The sequence below is a fragment of the Nitratireductor arenosus genome, from assembly GCF_009742725.1.
In the GTDB taxonomy this organism is placed as follows: domain Bacteria; phylum Pseudomonadota; class Alphaproteobacteria; order Rhizobiales; family Rhizobiaceae; genus Mangrovimarina; species Mangrovimarina arenosa.
On record NZ_WPHG01000001.1, the window covers coordinates 265,814 to 282,859 of the forward strand.

Below are 17,046 nucleotides of genomic sequence, written 5' to 3' on the forward strand. Positions count from 1 at the left end.
TTGCCGATCCTCACAATTCTCCCGGGCCGAGCACGGTCCCGGGCGGCTGGTCGCAGAGACGTTCGCCGATCACCACATAGGGGGCGACGCGTTCGATCAGGTCCTCGATGCTGCCGGCGGGCGCAAATAGCGTCCGATTGGCGATGTTGAGCACGGTCAGTTCGATCGGATCGACCGAGAGGATTACATGGCGAGCGGCCTCCTCGTCGGTATCGGCCTCGTCGATGTCCTCGACGAAAATCGCCAGCGGCCGGCCGGCCGACCAGACACAGGCGATATGTCCAAATGTCACCGAGAACGGCCAGCCACGTTCCCCGTCGGTACGCGCGATCGGCTGGACGCGCACCTCGTCCTCGTTCGGAAGGTGGAAAAAGTCCTGCTCCGAGGCCAAGAGAAGCGGCACGGCGACCGCGAGATCGGCCAGGCCCAGCATGGTCAGTGCGCCACGGCCGCCGCGGCCGCCTCGTCGATCAGCCGCCCGGTGCGGAAACGTTCCAGCGTGAACGGCGCGTTGATTGGGTGCGGCTCGTCGCGGGCGATGGTGTGGGCGAAGACGTGGCCCGAGCCCGGCGTCGCCTTGAACCCGCCGGTGCCCCAGCCGCAATTGACGTAAAGCCCCTTGACCGGCGTCTTGGCCAGGATCGGCGAGCGGTCGGGGGTCACGTCGACGATGCCACCCCACGAGCGCAGCATCTTCATGCGCGTGAACATAGGGAACATCTCGCAGATCGCGTCGAGCGTGTGCTGGATGATGTGCAGGCCTCCGGTCTGCGAATAGGAGGTGTACTGGTCGGTGCCCGCGCCGATCACCAGCTCGCCCTTGTCGGACTGTGAGATATAAGCGTGCACCGTGTTCGACATCACCACGCAGGGAAAGCACGGCTTGACCGGTTCCGACACCAGCGCCTGCAACGGATAGCTTTCGAGCGGCATCCTAACGCCGGCCATGTCCATCAGCACGGTTGAGTGGCCGGCCGCGACCACGCCCACCTTGCTGGCGCCGATGAAGCCGCGCGCGGTCTCCACGCCGGCGACCGCGCCGTCCGCGCCGCGGCGGATACCGGTGACCTCGCAGTTCTGGATGATGTCGACGCCGCGCGCCGCCGCGCCGCGCGCGTATCCCCAGGCGACGGCGTCGTGGCGAGCGGTGCCGCCGCGCCGCTGCAGCGCCGCGCCCATTATCGGGTACCGGGCGTTGCCGGCAATGTTGAGCGGTGGGCAGAACGCCTTGGCGGCCTCGGGCGACAGCCACTGATTGTCGACCCCGTTCAGCCGGTTGGCGTGGATGTGGCGCTTGAAGACCTGCACGTCGTGGACGTTGTGGGCCAGCATCATCACGCCGCGCGGCGAATACATCACGTTATAGTTGAGCTCCTGGGAGAGCCCGTCCCACAGCTTCATCGCGTGGTTATAGATGCCGGCGGATTCGTCATAAAGATAGTTGGAACGAATGATCGTGGTGTTGCGGCCGGTATTGCCGCCGCCGAGCCAACCCTTGTCCAGCACCGCGATATTGGTGATGCCGTATTCGCTGGCCAGGTAGTAGGCGGTCGCCAAGCCATGCCCGCCGGCGCCAACGATGACGACATCGTAAGACGCCTTGGGCTCGGGCGACGACCACTGCGCCGGCCAGCCCTTGTGGCCGCGAAGCGCTTCGCGTGCGATGGCGAAAACGGAATATTTGCGCATCGGCTATCCGCCCTGGAAACTGCCCGACCACCGTTCGCGACGATTGTCGCAAGCGTATCCCTACCGACTTCGCCGGCAAGTTTTTGCGCCAAATGCGACGGCGTTTGCCGTTTTGCGTCAAGTGCGACCCGGCAGGCGGGGCTCGTCTACCCCGTTTCGTCGCCAGGGCGCGCAAATAATTGTCCGGGACGAGGTCGAAGCAACGCCCGCCGCGCGGCGCGTCGATGGCGTACGGGTAACAGCTTAACCCTTCAACCAGCCGCGTTTGGTGCTGGACAAGACTTGGTGATTCTGCTATCAGCCGCTCCGATTTGCAGCGATGTCGCTGCGGAGGCGTTTGTTGCTGACCACGCCTCGAGGATCGTAACCGACAAACAGGAACGCCCGTGCAGGTACTTGTCCGCGACAACAACGTCGATCAGGCGCTTCGCGCGCTCAAGAAAAAGATGCAGCGCGAGGGCATTTTCCGCGAAATGAAGATGCGCGGACACTACGAGAAACCTTCACAAAAGCGTGCGCGCGAGAAGGCCGAAGCGGTTCGCCGTGCTCGCAAGCTTGCCCGCAAGCGCGCCCAGCGCGAAGGACTGATGGCTGGTCCGCGCGGTGCCGTGGCGCGTTGATCGCGCCGCTATTTCGTCGATTTCCGGCGTTATCCAGGGTGGGGCGATGAAAGTCGCCGCCGCCTTTTTGCGTTCGGCGGCAGGCTTTTTTCGGGCGTGAACAGAGCGGTCCCCCGGGACCGGACGGGGAACGAGACAGCATGCAGGGATATTCAGGCAGGAAACGCGAAGGGCGTAGATCGGCGACACCCTTCGCAGCTTTATTGTGTCTGGCACTCGCGGCTTGCCAGACATCGGGGCCCGGCGCCGAGATCGCCGCGATCGACACCGCCCAGGGCTCGGCCGAAAACATCGCCTCGCTGACAGCGGTGATCGAACGCAGCCCCAGGGATGCCCAGGCCTACAATGTGCGGGGCTCTGCCTTCGGGCGGGCGGGCCGCTATCGCGAGGCGCTGGAGGATTTCGACACCGCCATCCGCCTGAACCCGTCCTATTTCCAGGCCTATGCGAACCGCGCGCTCATTCATCGTTTCAAGGGCGATGACGGCAGGGCCGTGGCCGATTACAACAAGGCGCTCCAGCTCAATCCGAGCTATGACGCGGCCTATATCGGGCGAGGCAATCTTTATCGCCTGGCCGGACGCACGCGCGAGGCGTTCGACGATTTCCAGCGCGCCATCCAGCTCGACACCACCGATCCGCGCGCCTACCACAATCGCGGCCTGCTCTATCAGGCGCAGGGCCAGCACAATCTGGCGCTTGAGGATTTCTCCACCGCCATCTCGCTCGCACCCAACGCGGCCGAACCCTATAATGGCCGCGGCGTGTCCTATCTCGCCCTCGGCGACGAGGACAACGCATTCTCCGATTTCAACACCGCCATCAAGCTGGACGGCGAGATCGCGGAAGGCTGGGCCAATCAGGCCTTGGTCTATGAGCGGCGCGGCGACAAGCAAAAGGCCATGCGCTCCTACCGCCAAGCCTTGAAGCTCGATCCCGAATACGGCCCCGCCAAGACCGGCCTCGCTCGCGTTCAGGGCTGACCCAAGCAGCCGAAACCCGCCTTTGACCGCGATAAATCGTCAGGCCGTGGGGAACGCCACGGCCCCTCGCCCGTTTAAATCCCGAACAAGGAGATGAACGGATGAAGAAATTTTTGATCGCCGCCATGGCCGGCATGTTTGTCGCGGCACCCGCCTCCGCCCAGGAAGGGGTCAAGCTCGGCCTTCTCGACTGCGTGGTGGAAGGCGGCGCCGGCTTCATCGTCGGATCGACCAAGGATGTAAGCTGCACTTACAAGCCGGCGGACGAGAACGAACCGACGGAGGCCTATTTCGGTGTCATCCGCAAATTCGGTCTCGATATCGGCGTGACGGGCCAGTCGGTCATGCAGTGGGTCGTGCTTGCTCCGGCCGCCGACGTCTACGAGCCGGGCGCCCTGGCCGGCGACTATGTCGGCGCCAGCGCGGAGGCGAGCGCGGGCGTCGGTGCCGGCGCCAATGTTCTGGTCGGCGGCTCCGGCGAGAGCTTCTCGCTGCAACCCGTCAGTGTTCAAACGCAGACCGGCGTCAATGTCGCAATCGGCGTCAGTCGCTTCGAACTGCGGTCCGCGGCCGACTGAGGCCTTCAACGCAGCCCGCTGCCGGCGGCGGGCTTGACGCGCGATGCCTAAACCGCAATAAAGAAACCGTTCGGTTTCTTTATTGCGGTTGGTCATGGAGCAAACTTCCGATAGTGACGAACCCATTCTGCGTTTCCTGAAATTCAGGGGACCGCAGTCGACCGGGGCACTGGCGCGTCACCTTGCCGTGACGGGCCCCGGCGTGCGCAAGCTTCTGAACAATCTGCTCGCCCGCGGGCTGGTCTCCTATCAGGACGAGGCCGGCGCCGTCGGAAGGCCGCGCCGCATCTGGCGCCTGACCGAGGCCGCGCAGTCGCGTTTTCCCGATATGCACGCCGCACTGACGGTCGAGATCATCCAGACAATCCGCACCCTGTTCGGTCAGGCCGGCCTCGACCGCCTGATCGACGACCGCGCCCGCGACACCGAAAACCGATACCACGCCGCGTTGCGGGCCACGCCCGACCTGGAAACCAGACTCGATCGGCTCGTCGCCCTGCGCACGAAGGAAGGCTATATGGCCGAATGGGAGCCTGTGGCGCCGGACACCTATCTGCTGGTGGAAAACCATTGCCCGATCTGCGCGGCGGCGCGGAACTGCCAGGGCTTCTGCCGCTCCGAACTCGACATGTTCCGGCGCGCGCTCGGTCCCGAGGCCACGGTCGAGCGCACCGAGCACCTGCTCGCCGGCGCGCGGCGTTGCGCCTATCTGGTTACCGCCCGGAGCACCCATGTCGACGCGTGATGAACCCGAAACCGCGCTCGACTGGCGGGCCCTGTGGGCAAGCGGCGATCTCGCCCGCTTCATCTTCATCAGCCTCGGCATCATGCTGCACGCCACCAACGAGACCATGGTAGCCACGATCATGCCGGCTATGGTGGCCGACATTTCCGGCGTCCAGTTCGTCGGCTGGACCCTCGCCATCTATGAATTGGGCTCGATCACGGCCGGTGCGGCGGCCGGGCGCATGATCTCCTACCTGCCGCTGCGCTCCAACATGGCCGGCGCGGCCTTTCTCTACGCCGCCGGCGCGCTGACCTGCGCCCTGTCCCCCGGCATGGACTGGCTGCTGGTGGGACGCCTGATCCAGGGGCTCGGCGGCGGCGCGCTGGTAGCGCTCGCCTTCGTCTCGGTCGAACGTCTGTTTCCGCGGCTGATCTGGCCGCAACTCTTCGCCATCATTTCGGTCGTCTGGGGCACCGCCGCCTTTTCCGGGCCATTGATCGGCGCGCTGGTGGCCGAGGCCTGGTCATGGCGCTGGTCGTTCGGGCTTTTCGCCGGCGGCGGGCTCGTCATGGCCACGATCAGCTTCATCGTCCTGTCCGCGCCGGGCGCGACGCAAACGCGCGGCGAGGTCGCACCCCCCTTCCCGGCAACCGCGCTCGGCTGCCTGGCGGTTTCGGTCATGCTGATCGCCTATGCCGGCGTCGCGCTCGATATCGTGCGCTCCGGCCTGCTGCTTGCGGGCGGGCTGGCAGGCCTCGCCCTGTTCTTCCGGATCGACGCCGGACGGCCCGCTTCCCGGCTTTTCCCCGCGCGTCTGTTCGACGCGCGCACGACGCTCGGCGCCGGCATGATCATGGTCTTCGCCTTCTCGGTCGCCACGGTCGCCTTCACCATTTACGGGCCGCTGCTGCTGACGCGGCTACACGGGATTTCAGCCCTCACGGCTGGCTACATCATCGCCGCCGAGGCGATTTCATGGTCGGTACTGTCGATCCTGGTCGCCAATGCGCCGCCTCGCCGCGAGCGGGCGATCATCGCCACCGGCGCCCTGATGATCACCGCCGGCATCGTCGGTTTCGCCTGGACGGTTCCCTCGGGCTCGATCCCGCTGGTGCTGGCCTGTGCGCTGCTTCAGGGCGGCGGCTTCGGCATCGCCTGGCCGTTCATCACCCGTCTCATCGTCGCCTCGGCCGCGCCTTCGGAAACCACGATCACGTCCTCGGCCATCCCCACCCTGCAGCGGATCGGCTATGCGCTCGGCGCGGCGGTCGCCGGCATCATCGCCAATGCCAGCGGCTTTTCGGGCGGCCTCAGCGCGGCGGCGGCGGCCAATGTCGCCACCTGGCTGTTCCTGGCCTTCATTCCGCTCGGAGCGGTCGGCCTTGCCGCCGGGATCATCATCGCGCGCGACGCAGGACGGCGGCATACGCCGGTGCTTGAAGGCGACGCCTGACGCGGCTTTGCCAAGAGCCGGCCGATTCCGGCCTCGGTGAACACGTGCAAGGGCCGCGGCGGAACAGGGCTGCAAACGATAACGGCCGGGACGCTTCCACCCCGGCCTGTCACACGCCTATCGGCTAAAGCTCCCGATAGGACGGGGATCGATCAGTGATCGAGCGCCTTGACGATTTGCTCGGTCATCTTCTTGGCGTCGCCCAGAAGCATCATCGTGCCGTCCTTGTAGAACAGCGTGTTGTCGATACCGGCATAGCCCGAGCCCAGCGAGCGCTTGACGAACAGGCAGGTGCGCGCCTTGTCGACGTCGAGGATCGGCATGCCGTAGATCGGCGAGGATTTGTCGTCGCGCGCGGCGGGATTGGTGACGTCGTTGGCGCCGATGACATAGGCGACGTCGGCCTGGGCGAACTCGGAATTGATGTCCTCCAGCTCGAACACCTCGTCGTAAGGCACGTTCGCCTCGGCCAACAGCACGTTCATGTGGCCCGGCATGCGGCCGGCGACCGGATGGATGGCGTATTTGACCTCGACGCCGGCGGCCTTCAGCTTATCGGCCATCTCGCGCAGCGCGTGCTGGGCCTGCGCCACCGCCATCCCGTAGCCCGGCACAATGATGACCTTCGAGGCGTTGGCCATGAGATAGGCCGCGTCGTCTGCGGAGCCCTGCTTGACCGTGCGCTCTATGCCGTCGTCGGCGGCCGCGGCCGTCTCGCCACCGAAGCCACCGAGAATGACGGAAATGAAGGAGCGGTTCATGCCCTTGCACATGATGTAGGACAGGATCGCGCCCGACGAACCGACCAGCGCACCGGTGATGATCAACGCCAGATTGCCGAGCGTGAAGCCGATGCCGGCTGCGGCCCAGCCGGAATAGGAATTCAGCATCGACACCACGACCGGCATGTCGGCACCGCCGATCGGAATGATGATCAGGACGCCGAGCGCCAGCGACAGCAACACGATCAACCAGAAGACGGTCGTCGACTGCGTGGTTACCAGCATGATGATCAGCACGAACAGCCCGATGGCGATCGCCGCGTTCACCACATGCCGCATCGGCAGCATGATCGGCTTGCCCGACATGCGCCCGTCGAGCTTCAGGAACGCGATGATCGAGCCGGTGAAGGTGATGGCGCCAATGGCGACGCCCAGGCTCATCTCGACCAGCGCCTGGGCGTGGATGGCCCCGACCGCGCCGATCCCGAAACTTTCGGGCGAATACATCGCCGCCGCGGCGACCATCACCGCCGCCAGCCCGACGAGCGAGTGAAAAGCGGCGACGAGCTGTGGCATCGCCGTCATCGCGATGCGCTTGGCAATCACCGCACCCGCGCCGCCGCCAATGGCTATGCCGGCGACGATGAGAACGAAACCGCCGAAGGACGGCGTGGCCAGCGCCAGCGTCGTGATGATGGCGATCGCCATGCCGATCATGCCGTAGAGGTTGCCCTGGCGGCTGGTGGTCGGATGCGACAGGCCCCGGAGCGCCATGATGAACAAGACACCGGAAACGAGATAAAGGAAGGAAGCGAGGTTCACGCTCATCGACTGGGCCTCACTTCTCTTTTTTCTTGTACATGGCGAGCATGCGCTGTGTGACCAGGAAACCGCCGAAGATGTTGACCGATGCGAGCACCAGCGCAATGAAGCCGAAGCCGGTGGCGAGCCCCGAGGCGGAAATGCCGACCGCCAAAAGCGCGCCGACCACGATTACCGAGGAAATCGCGTTGGTGACCGACATCAGCGGCGTGTGCAGCGCCGGGGTGACCGACCACACGACATAATAGCCGACGAAGATCGCCAGGACGAAGATCGCGAAGCGGAAGACGAACGGGTCGATCGCCCCGCCGGTGGCGGCATGGGCGATCCCGCCGGCGGCGTCGGCTGCCCCGCCTGCCTCCTGCAGCGCCAGCCGCGCCGCGGCCGAGGCCTGGTCGAGCTGGTCGAGCGCCTGTTCGAAAGCGGACTGTTCCATCAGGCGTCTCCCTTCGGCTTTCCGGCGGGGGCCGGTTGGGCCACGGCGGATTTTTTTGCGCTCGCCTTTTTCGGCGGCGCTTTCCTGGTCGCCGGCTTACTTGGCGCCGGTTTCTTGGCCGCTGGCTTTTTAGCTGCTGGCTTTTTCGCTGCCGGCGCAGGTTTGTCGCCGGCGAAATTCGGATGAACGACCACGCCGTCATGGGTCAGCAGCGTCGCCTTGACCAATTCCTCGTCGGGATCGAGCGACAGCGTCTTGTTGTCCTTATCGATCATGGTTTCGAGGAAGGCGAACAGGTTCTTGGCGTAAAGCAGCGAAGCGGAAGCCGCGACCCGGCCCGGCACGTTCAAATGTCCGACGATCTTGACGTCGTTCGCGGTCGTGACGATTTCCCCGGCCTTCGCGCCTTCGACATTGCCGCCGCGCTCCACCGCCAAGTCGATAATGACCGAGCCTGGACGCATCGACTTCACCATCTCGCCCGACACCAGCCGCGGTGCCGGACGCCCCGGGATCAGCGCCGTAGTGATGACGATGTCCTGTTTGGCGATATGCTCGGCGACCAACTCGGCCTGCGCCTTCTTTTCAGAATCCGTCAGTTCGCGCGCGTAACCGCCCTCGCCGGAGGCGTCCTTGAGCGCATCCGTCATGATGAACTTGGCGCCGAGGGAGGCGACCTGCTCGCCGGCCGCCGCGCGCACGTCGGTCGCGGTGACGACGGCGCCGAGGCGGCGCGCCGTCGCGATCGCCTGCAGGCCGGCCACGCCGGCGCCCATGACGAACACTTTGGCCGCCGGCACTGTCCCGGCGGCCGTCATCATCATCGGCAGCGCACGGTCATATTCGGCCGCCGCGTCGATCACCGCCTGGTATCCGGCGAGATTCGCCTGCGAGGACAACACGTCCATCGACTGCGCGCGCGTGATGCGCGGCATGAATTCCATCGCCAGCGCCGAGATGCCTGCTTTAGCCATCGCCTCGACCGCGGCTTCGTTGCCGTAGGGATCCATAGTGGCAAGCACCACAGCGCCCTTCTTGTAAGCCTTGAGTTCGGCCGCAGCCGGCCGGCGCACCTTAAGCACGATGTCCGCCTTGCCGGCATCGCCGGCCTTGCCGATCGTAGCACCGGCCTTGACGAACTCCGCATCGGGAATGCGCGACCCCGCGCCGGCGCCCTTTTCGACCACGACCGCGAAACCAAGCCCAAAAAGCCGCTTCGCCGTATCGGGCGAGGCGGCGATGCGATCCTCGCCAGCCTCAAGCTCGCGTGGCACGAAAACTGTCTGTCCCACCGCCTACTCCCTCTCCGGTTGGAATGCGCCTGCCGTCCGCTACGGCGGCCCCTCCCAGGGATCCGCCGGCACGCCGCGTCAGCGCAGGATATATGCCGCCAGGGCAACCACGATCAGGAACAGGACCGTGGACGCGATGAACCCGCCACCGGCGAAAAAGCCGAAGGCCATCGCGATCATGATCGCCGCACAGACGATGGAGCTGTATTTCGCCAGCGAAACGAACGTCGCATAGGTCTTTTCGTGCTCGCTGTAATCCATATCCGCGCCTGTTTCGACCGGACCGGTCGGCATATTCTCAGCCATGTGCAAACCCCGTTAGAGACCTTCCGCAGCGCACATAGCGAAAAGCCGACCCAAGAGCAATGGCGCAGGCACCTTGCGGATCGTCGCAGGCGGCATCGCGCGGCCGCCACCGACCTTATTCGACGACAACACCCGTCTCGTGGAGCACCACCCGGCTATGGCCGTTATGATAACGCAACCGGTAGGCGCCCGGCTCGGCCGGCGCCTTGATCATCACCGACTTGCCGTCATAGTCGCCATTGACCACCCGCGCGGAGGCAAGCACCTTGCCCTTGCCTGCATTGGCCTCCGGGTCGAACAGCTCCACGGCATCGCGCGCCGCACCCGGCCCGACCCACGCGACCTTAAAGAATTGCGCCGCCGGCACCGATGCGGGCGCATCGAGCGCAACTTCCATCGCCTCCACGACGATCGGCCGCTCGGCGAGCACCTTTCGGCCCTCGCCGCTGAAATAGCGCACGACATAGTCCCCGGCGATCGCCGGCACCACGAGACGCACCAACTGTGCGTCCATGTCGCCGCTGACGATGCGCTGGCTGGTCTCGACCGCGCCCTGGCCGGCCTTGGCGTTCGGATCGAAGAGCTGGATCGCGTCACGCCGAGCCCCCGGCCCTTCCCATTTGATCTCGACGGTATGACCGATCAGCGCCGTGTCGGGCGCTTCCAGTCCGACGGCGATCTCCTCGACGCTGATCGCGCGGGTGGCGAGCACGGCGGAATTGTCGCCATTGTAGTAACGCAGTTCGTAGTCGCCGGCGGTCGCTGGCGCGTTGAGGGCAACAATGCGCTCGTCCATGTCGCCGCTGACGAGGCGCGTCGAAGCCAGCACCTTGCCTTCGCCGGCACGCGCCCGCGGGTCGAAGAGTTGGATGGCGTCGCGCCGGGCGCCCGGTCCCGTCCACTCGACGCTGAAGCGACGCCCCATCGCCACGGTTTCAGGCGCGGCGAGCGTGACGTCCGCCTCCAACACCGCCAGTGCGCGCGTCGCGAGCACCGTGCGGTTTTCACCGTTATAATAGCGCAGTTCGTAGCCGCCCGGTTTCGCCGGGGCATGAAGATCGACGGTACGAGCATCCATATCGCCGCTCACGACACGTCGCGACTCGACCACCTTGCCCGCGCCGCCGCCGGCCAGGGGGTCGAAAATCTCGACGGCGTCGCGGCGAGCACCCGGTCCTGTCCAGGTGACAGTGAAGCGCGTCGCGATTGCCACCTCGTCCGGCGCCTCCAGCGCGACATCGGCATCGAGCACCTCGATCTCGCGCGTGGCGAGTACGGCGCGGCCGTCGCCGCTGAAATAATGCAACTGGTAAAAGCCCGGCTCGGCCGGCGCCACCAGCGCGACCGTGCGGCCGTCGAAATCGCCGCTGACAAGACGCCTGGAACGCAGTACCGCGCTGCTGCCATCGGGCTTGCGCGGATCGACGATCCGGATCGCGTCACGCCGGGCCCCGGGGCCGACCCAGGCGACGGTGAAGGTCTTGGACAGCCCAACCGAGGCCGGCGCATCGAGCGAGACGGGCGCCTCGACCACCTCGAGCGGGCGCGTGGTGAGCACGGTCCGGCCCTCGCCCCACCAGTAGCGAATCTCGTAGTCGCCGGGACGCACGGGGGCCAGAAGCGCGACCGACCTCGCGTCGACATCGCCACTGATCAGCCGGCGCGAAGCCACGACGCGCCCCTCGCCGTTGCGCGCCGCCGGATCAAAAATCTCGATCGCGTCGCGACGCTCTCCGGGCCCGTCCCACACAATCGTCAGCGGCCTGCCGATCTCGATGCCGTTCGGCGCGTCGAGTGTGGCGGCAGGCAGTTCGGCGGGCGCCGGCGTCGCCTCGGCTTCGGAAGCGGGATCGTCGCGCGCGATCTCGGCTTCCGCGATCTCGGTCAACGGCTGGTCGAGCGCCTCGCCAAGCTGTCCGGCATCGTGGGCGGGCAGATAGAGCCCGCCGGTCTCCTCGGCCAGGCAGGCGACCTGGCGCCCCTCCTCGGCCGAAAGACCGAAACCGACGACATGCGCGGTGAAGTCGACGCCCGTCGCCTCCAGTTCGCGACCGAGCGCGCATGGATCGGCGTTGCAGGTCTCGATACCGTCGGTGATCAGCACGACGGTCGCCTTGTCCTCGGTGAATTTCAGCGTCTCGGCGGCCAGCTTCACGGAGGCCGACAACGGCGTCTTGCCGAGCGGGTTGAGGCCCTCGGCGACCGCGCCGATCTCGACCGCACTGCCGGCGCCCGGTTCGACAAGCAGCTCGATATCGTCGCACTGGCCCTTACGCCGATGTCCATAGGCGATCAGGCCGAGCTCAACCTCGGACGGCAGGTCCGCCAGCACCTCCTTCAGCACCGAGCGCGCAATGCCGATCTTGGGTTTCTGGTCGATCCGGCCCCACATCGAGCCGGAGGCATCAAGCACGATCATCGCACGCTCGGCCGAAAGGACAGGCGCCGTGCAGAGGACGAGACCCGCCACGGCAAGCGCGAACAGGCGCAACGCGCTGTGTGTCGACGTGCGAGTGTTCATGGTCCGGCCTCCAACCGCGCGATTCCCAAATCGCGACATACAAGCCATCGCCTTCCGCAGGGTCAACCCGCATCTCCGATCAAACCGGAGGTCGCTTCATCCCTCGCGCGGGTCGTTTGAGACATCGGAGCCGACGGCGGCCCCGCCGCAGCGCGGTGTCAAGCGAGCCACCGCTTGCGGCGCTTGTAGTGCTTGACGTTCTTGAAGGAGCGGCGTCCTTCGCCGCCAATGCCGAGATAGAATTCCTTGACGTCCTCGTTCTCGCGCAGTGATTTGGCCTCGCCGTCCATGACGACCCGCCCGGATTCAAGGATATAGCCGTATTTGGCGTAGCGCAGGGCGATGTTGGTGTTCTGCTCGGCCAGAAGCAGCGACACACCCTGCTCCTCGTTGAGTTTCTTCACGATCTCGAAGATTTCCTCCACCAACTGCGGGGCAAGTCCCATCGACGGTTCGTCGAGCAAGACCATTTTGGGACGCGACATCAAGGCGCGGCCGATCGCCGTCATCTGCTGCTCGCCACCCGACGTATAACCGGCCATCGAGCCACGGCGTTCCTTGAGGCGCGGAAAATAGTCGTAGACCATTTCCAGGTCCCGCCTGACGTTGGCCGCGCCGTCGCGCCTTGTGAAGGCGCCGGTCATCAGGTTTTCCTCGATTGTGAGATGGCCGAAGCAATGGCGGCCTTCCATCACCTGGATACAGCCGCGCCGCACGAGATCGCTGGGCGACGAGGCCTCGACCTGTTCGCCGTCGAATTCGATGCCGCCCTTGGTGACTTCACCGCGCTCGGCTCGCAACAGATTGGAAATCGCCTTCAGCGTCGTTGTTTTGCCGGCGCCGTTGGCCCCGAGCAGCGCCACGATGCCACCGCGCGGGACCGATAGCGACACGCCCTTCAGGACGAGAATGACGTGATTGTAGATCACCTCGATATTGTTGACCGAAAGAATGGCTTCGGCTTCTTTCGTGGCCAGTGCGGCGTCCGTCATGCGCATGTCCCGTCAGGCTGCCAGATAGGACCCCGGCGGCGGACCGCCGGGGCGATACACGATCAAAATCAGGCGCCGCAATCGCGTGGCGTGATGTTGTTTTCCTTGGCGTAGGCCTCGGAATCCTCCTTGATCAGGGCGTCAACCACCTCGCGGTCGGCACCCATGAAGTCGGTCACCAGCGACCAGCTCTTGGCGTCCGCGTCCCACTGCTGGATGGCGCCAAGGCCGGGACCGCCATGGTTGCTGCACGTGACCGCGATCTCGGGAGCGAAGCCCGGCAGGCCCAACTCCTTCATGCGCGCCTCGTCGATCTTGAGCGCTTCCATGCCGTCACGGACCATGTCCGGCGTCAGTTCCTTGGTATCGTGCATCTTCATCGCCGTGCGCGCCGCCTCGGTGGCGAGCATCGCCGCGTAGAGGCCGCGATTGTAGAGCACCTCGCCGATATGGCTGCCGTCGCCGGCCGCCTTGCCCGCGTCGGTGACGTGTTTCTTGATGTCCTCGAACAGCGGGAAATCCGTCCCAACGCCATGGAAGGTGACCGCCTTATAGCCGTTGGCGCCGGCGCCGGCCGGGAGCACATCGTTTTCAGAGCCGGACCACCACACACCGATGAAGTGATCCATCGGGAAGCGGATGTTCGCCGCCTCCTGGACCGCGACCTGGTTCATCACGCCCCAGCCCCACATGGTGACATAGTCGGGACGGTCGCGGCGGATCTGCAGCCAGGTGGCCTTCTGTTCCTGCCCGGGATGGTCGACGGGATAGAGCGACAGCTCGAAACCGTGTTTTTTCGACAGTTCCTCGAGCGTGCGGATCGGCTCCTTGCCGTAGGCGGAATTGTGGTAGACGAGCGAAATCTTCTTGCCCGATATGTCGCCGCCTTCCTCGTTCATGATGTGCTTGACGATGATGGAAGCGGCATCCCAATAGGTGCCGGGATAGTTGAAGATATAGGGAAACACGGCACCGTCGGCGGCCGAAGTACGCCCGTAACCCATGGAATGGACCGGAATCTTGTCGGCCGTGGCCTTTGGGATCAGCTGGTAGGTGATGCCGGTCGACAACGGCTGATAGACCAGCGAGCCCTCGCCCTTGGTCGATTCATAGCATTCCACACCCTTTTCGGTGTTGTAGCCGGTCTCGCATTCGGTCATGCGGATCTTTTCACCCTCGATGCCGCCATCGCGTTCGTTGAGCAAGGTCAGATAGTCGGCATAGCCGTCGGCAAACGGAATGCCGTTCGGCGCATAGGGGCCGGTGCGATAGCTCAGCGAGGGAAAGACCAGATCGGCCATCGCCGGTCCTGCTCCCACCGCCATGGCGAGTGCAGCAGTTGCAAGCAACGTCTTCAGTCTCATGTGAAATCCTCCCATGGTGAGACTTTCAGTACTTATTCCCGGCCGCGATTGGCCGGTTGAGATGATTGTATCGCGCTAGTAGGGGAATGGCCAAAGCCTCAGTTTTTCTTTCGTCAGGCGCCAAAGCTGGGCAAGCCCGTGCGGCTCGACGATCAGGAAGAAGATGATCAGCGCCCCGACTGTCATGATCTCGATATGGGCCGCTAGGTCCGTCGACCAACCAAGCCCGCCGACCATGACATTTTTCAAAAACACCGGGAACACAACGATGAAGGCGGCTCCCAGGAAGGAGCCGAGGATCGAGCCGAGCCCGCCGATGATGATCATGAACAGCGCGTCGAAGGATTTGTCGATGCCGAACGCCTCCGTAACCTCGGCCGCGCCGAGATAGATGGCAAAGAACATCGCGCCGCCCATACCGACATAGAAGGATGAAATGGCGAAGGCCGACAGCTTGGCGTTGAAGGGGGAAACCCCCATGATCTGCGCGGCGATGTCCATGTCGCGCATCGCCATCCAGCTGCGTCCGAGCCGACCGCGCGTCAGATTGCGCGCCACCCAGGCGAACACGAACACGAAGGACAGGCACACCAGGTAGGTCGCCCATGAGGGCGCGTCCGGACCGGTCACCGCCACGCCGAACAGCGTCCGCGTCGGCATGCTGATCTGACCCGACGCAGAATAATTGTAGAACCAGCCGAACTTGTTGAAGCACCAAACCAGGAAAAATTGCGCGGCAAGCGTGGCGACCGCGAGATAAAACCCCTTGATCCTGAGCGAAGGCAGGCCGAACAGCATACCCACGCCGGCCGTCACCGCGCCGGACATGACGATGATCAGCACGATATTGAGTTCGGGAAAGGCGGTCGTCAGCTTGTAGCAGGCGAAAGCGCCCACGGCCATGAACCCGCCCGTGCCGAGCGAGACCTGGCCGCAATAGCCCGTCAGGATATTGAGGCCGAGCGCGATCATCGACCATACGAGGAACGGCACGATGATCGACTTTTCCCAATACCCGGTGATGAAGAACGGTACGACGCCGAAACAGACCGCCACGAACAGCCAGAACAGGAGGCGCTCGCCGCGGATCGGGAAGGTCTGCATGTCGGCGACATAGGTGGTTTTGAAATCGCCCGCTTCACGGTAGAGCATCAGGCGTCTCCCCACATCTTGGTGTCTTCGGCGAAATCGTCCCCCTGCGGCCCGACCAGGCAGAAGCGATGCCCGCTCGGCGCTTCCATGATGATCCACCGCTCGCGCGTCTCGATCCGGCGCGCACCGGCGGCCTCCAGCCTCTTTGCCTCGGCTTCGCGGTCGTCCGTCTCGATGTCCAGATGAATGCGGGATGGATGCTCGACGGCCTGCAGCAACATGCGCGGCCGCCGGTCATAGTCCCCCACCCGCGCATATTTGCCATCGTCGTCGACGATCACCCGCTCGCCGAGCGCGGCACTCCAAAAGGCCGCCGCCTCCGACAGATCATCCGTCTGGCAATCGATCACGAACACGCCGGGCCTGCTCCTGTGCGTCATCAAACCCTCTCGATGATCTTTTCGCCGAACAAGCCCTGCGGCCTGAACAAAAGGAAGACGAGAGCAACGACGTAGGCGAACCAGTTTTCGATCGCGCCGCCGACGAACGGGCCGACATAGAGCTCGGCCAGTTTTTCGCCGACCCCGATGATGAGGCCACCGACGATCGCGCCGGGAATGGAGGTGAAGCCGCCGAGGATGAGGACCGGCAGCGCCTTGAGCGCGATCAGCGACAGCGAAAACTGGACCCCCGACTTCGCGCCCCACATGATGCCCGCGACCAGCGCGACAAAACCGGCGATCGACCACACGATCACCCAGATATTGCGCAGTGAAATGCCGACCGACATGGCGGCCTGGTGATCGTCGGCGACCGCGCGCAAGGCCCGGCCGGTGGCGGTGTATTGCGAAAACAGCATCAGCAGCAGCACCAGTACCACCGCGACCAGCGCGGCAACCACGTCGAGCTTGTCGATATACATGCCGAAATAGTCGGACCCCTCGGCCGCCCATTCCCGGGTCACGTCCTCAAGCCAGAAGGAGCCGCCGGAGGGAATGCCGATGTCGAGCGCCTTGATGTCGGCGCCCCACATCAAATCGCCGAACCCTTCAAGGAAATAGGCAAGACCGATCGTGGCCATGAACAGGATGATCGGCTCCTGGTTGATGAGATGCTTGAGCACCAGTTTTTCGAACAAATAGGCGAACACGATCATCACCACGAGCGTTCCGATGACCGCCACGAAAGCCGGCAGGGTCCAGCCGAATTGGTGGAAGTCGGTCCCGAAGATCGCGTTGATCAGGTGCGAGAACGGCACCTGCCCGGTCTGCAGTCCGACCAGGGTCAGCGCGGCAAACAGCGCCATCACACCCTGCGCGAAGTTGAAAATGCCCGAGGCCTTGAAGATCAGCACGAAGCCCAGCGCGACCAGCGAATACATCACGCCGGTCATCAGCCCGTTCAGGACCGTTTCGAGGAAATACAGGAAGGCCGGGCTCATGCGACAGC

17 protein-coding genes are annotated in these 17,046 nt (G+C 64.7%); 5 read left to right on the top strand and 12 right to left on the bottom strand.

Translation table 11 applies throughout. The annotated features are described in order from the left end of the window. Positions 1-10: 10 nt before the first annotated feature. Positions 11-433 carry a hypothetical protein gene (locus tag GN330_RS01260; RefSeq protein WP_156710756.1) on the bottom strand — a complete coding sequence of 141 codons (423 nt, stop codon included), beginning with the start codon at positions 431-433 and terminating at the stop codon, positions 11-13. 2 nt (positions 434-435) lie between these two features. Then, positions 436-1,689, bottom strand: coding sequence for a sarcosine oxidase subunit beta (locus GN330_RS01265; protein ID WP_156710757.1), 1,254 nt, complete (start codon positions 1,687-1,689; stop codon positions 436-438). A 386-nt stretch (positions 1,690-2,075) separates the two neighbouring features. Here GN330_RS01265 and rpsU point away from each other — a divergent pair, with 386 nt between their 5' ends. From rpsU to GN330_RS01290, 5 genes are all read left to right on the top strand, one after another. Continuing rightward, the gene (gene rpsU / locus GN330_RS01270) at positions 2,076-2,309 is read left to right on the top strand and encodes a 30S ribosomal protein S21 (RefSeq protein WP_343040140.1); all 234 of its coding nucleotides are present in this window, start codon (positions 2,076-2,078) and stop codon (positions 2,307-2,309) included. A gap of 140 nt (positions 2,310-2,449) precedes the next feature. Continuing rightward, positions 2,450-3,292, top strand: a complete 843-nt coding sequence (locus tag GN330_RS01275) for a tetratricopeptide repeat protein (RefSeq protein ID WP_156710758.1) — start codon at positions 2,450-2,452, stop codon at positions 3,290-3,292. 101 nt (positions 3,293-3,393) lie between these two features. Further along, on the top strand, positions 3,394-3,870 hold the full coding sequence (locus GN330_RS01280) for a DUF992 domain-containing protein (RefSeq protein ID WP_156710759.1): 477 nt from the start codon (positions 3,394-3,396) through the stop codon (positions 3,868-3,870). A gap of 94 nt (positions 3,871-3,964) precedes the next feature. Further along, on the top strand, positions 3,965-4,615 hold the full coding sequence (locus GN330_RS01285; RefSeq protein WP_156710760.1) for a helix-turn-helix transcriptional regulator: 651 nt from the start codon (positions 3,965-3,967) through the stop codon (positions 4,613-4,615). Next, positions 4,602-6,050, top strand: coding sequence for an MFS transporter (locus GN330_RS01290; RefSeq protein ID WP_156710761.1), 1,449 nt, complete (start codon positions 4,602-4,604; stop codon positions 6,048-6,050). The genes GN330_RS01285 and GN330_RS01290 overlap by 14 nt, the downstream gene beginning before the upstream one ends. A gap of 152 nt (positions 6,051-6,202) precedes the next feature. Here GN330_RS01290 and GN330_RS01295 read toward each other — a convergent pair whose 3' ends face one another. From GN330_RS01295 to GN330_RS01340, 10 genes are all read right to left on the bottom strand, one after another. Then, positions 6,203-7,600, bottom strand: coding sequence for an NAD(P)(+) transhydrogenase (Re/Si-specific) subunit beta (locus GN330_RS01295; protein ID WP_156710762.1), 1,398 nt, complete (start codon positions 7,598-7,600; stop codon positions 6,203-6,205). A gap of 10 nt (positions 7,601-7,610) precedes the next feature. Beyond that, positions 7,611-8,030 (bottom strand): NAD(P) transhydrogenase subunit alpha part 2, encoded by a 420-nt coding sequence (locus tag GN330_RS01300; RefSeq protein WP_156710763.1) that lies wholly within the window; start codon positions 8,028-8,030, stop codon positions 7,611-7,613. Further along, positions 8,030-9,322: a Re/Si-specific NAD(P)(+) transhydrogenase subunit alpha gene (locus tag GN330_RS01305; RefSeq protein WP_343040142.1), complete on the bottom strand. Its 1,293-nt coding sequence runs from the start codon at positions 9,320-9,322 to the stop codon at positions 8,030-8,032. Before GN330_RS01305 ends, GN330_RS01300 begins: the two co-directional genes overlap by 1 nt. 78 nt (positions 9,323-9,400) lie before the next feature. After that, entirely contained in the window at positions 9,401-9,628 is a 228-nt protein-coding gene (locus GN330_RS01310; protein WP_156710764.1) for an aa3-type cytochrome c oxidase subunit IV, read from the bottom strand. Between the two features lie 115 nt (positions 9,629-9,743). Then, on the bottom strand, positions 9,744-12,149 hold the full coding sequence (locus GN330_RS24060) for a VWA domain-containing protein (RefSeq protein ID WP_156710765.1): 2,406 nt from the start codon (positions 12,147-12,149) through the stop codon (positions 9,744-9,746). 158 nt (positions 12,150-12,307) lie between these two features. Beyond that, positions 12,308-13,141 (bottom strand): ABC transporter ATP-binding protein, encoded by an 834-nt coding sequence (locus GN330_RS01320; protein ID WP_156710766.1) that lies wholly within the window; start codon positions 13,139-13,141, stop codon positions 12,308-12,310. Positions 13,142-13,209: 68 nt separating this feature from the next. Beyond that, entirely contained in the window at positions 13,210-14,505 is a 1,296-nt protein-coding gene (locus GN330_RS01325) for an ABC transporter substrate-binding protein (RefSeq protein ID WP_197434981.1), read from the bottom strand. A 75-nt stretch (positions 14,506-14,580) separates the two neighbouring features. Further along, positions 14,581-15,657, bottom strand: coding sequence for a branched-chain amino acid ABC transporter permease (locus GN330_RS01330; protein ID WP_156710767.1), 1,077 nt, complete (start codon positions 15,655-15,657; stop codon positions 14,581-14,583). Next, positions 15,657-16,037, bottom strand: coding sequence for a VOC family protein (locus tag GN330_RS01335; protein ID WP_156710768.1), 381 nt, complete (start codon positions 16,035-16,037; stop codon positions 15,657-15,659). The genes GN330_RS01330 and GN330_RS01335 overlap by 1 nt, the downstream gene beginning before the upstream one ends. Then, positions 16,037-17,038 (bottom strand): branched-chain amino acid ABC transporter permease, encoded by a 1,002-nt coding sequence (locus GN330_RS01340; RefSeq protein WP_156710769.1) that lies wholly within the window; start codon positions 17,036-17,038, stop codon positions 16,037-16,039. Before GN330_RS01340 ends, GN330_RS01335 begins: the two co-directional genes overlap by 1 nt. Positions 17,039-17,046: the final 8 nt, after the last annotated feature.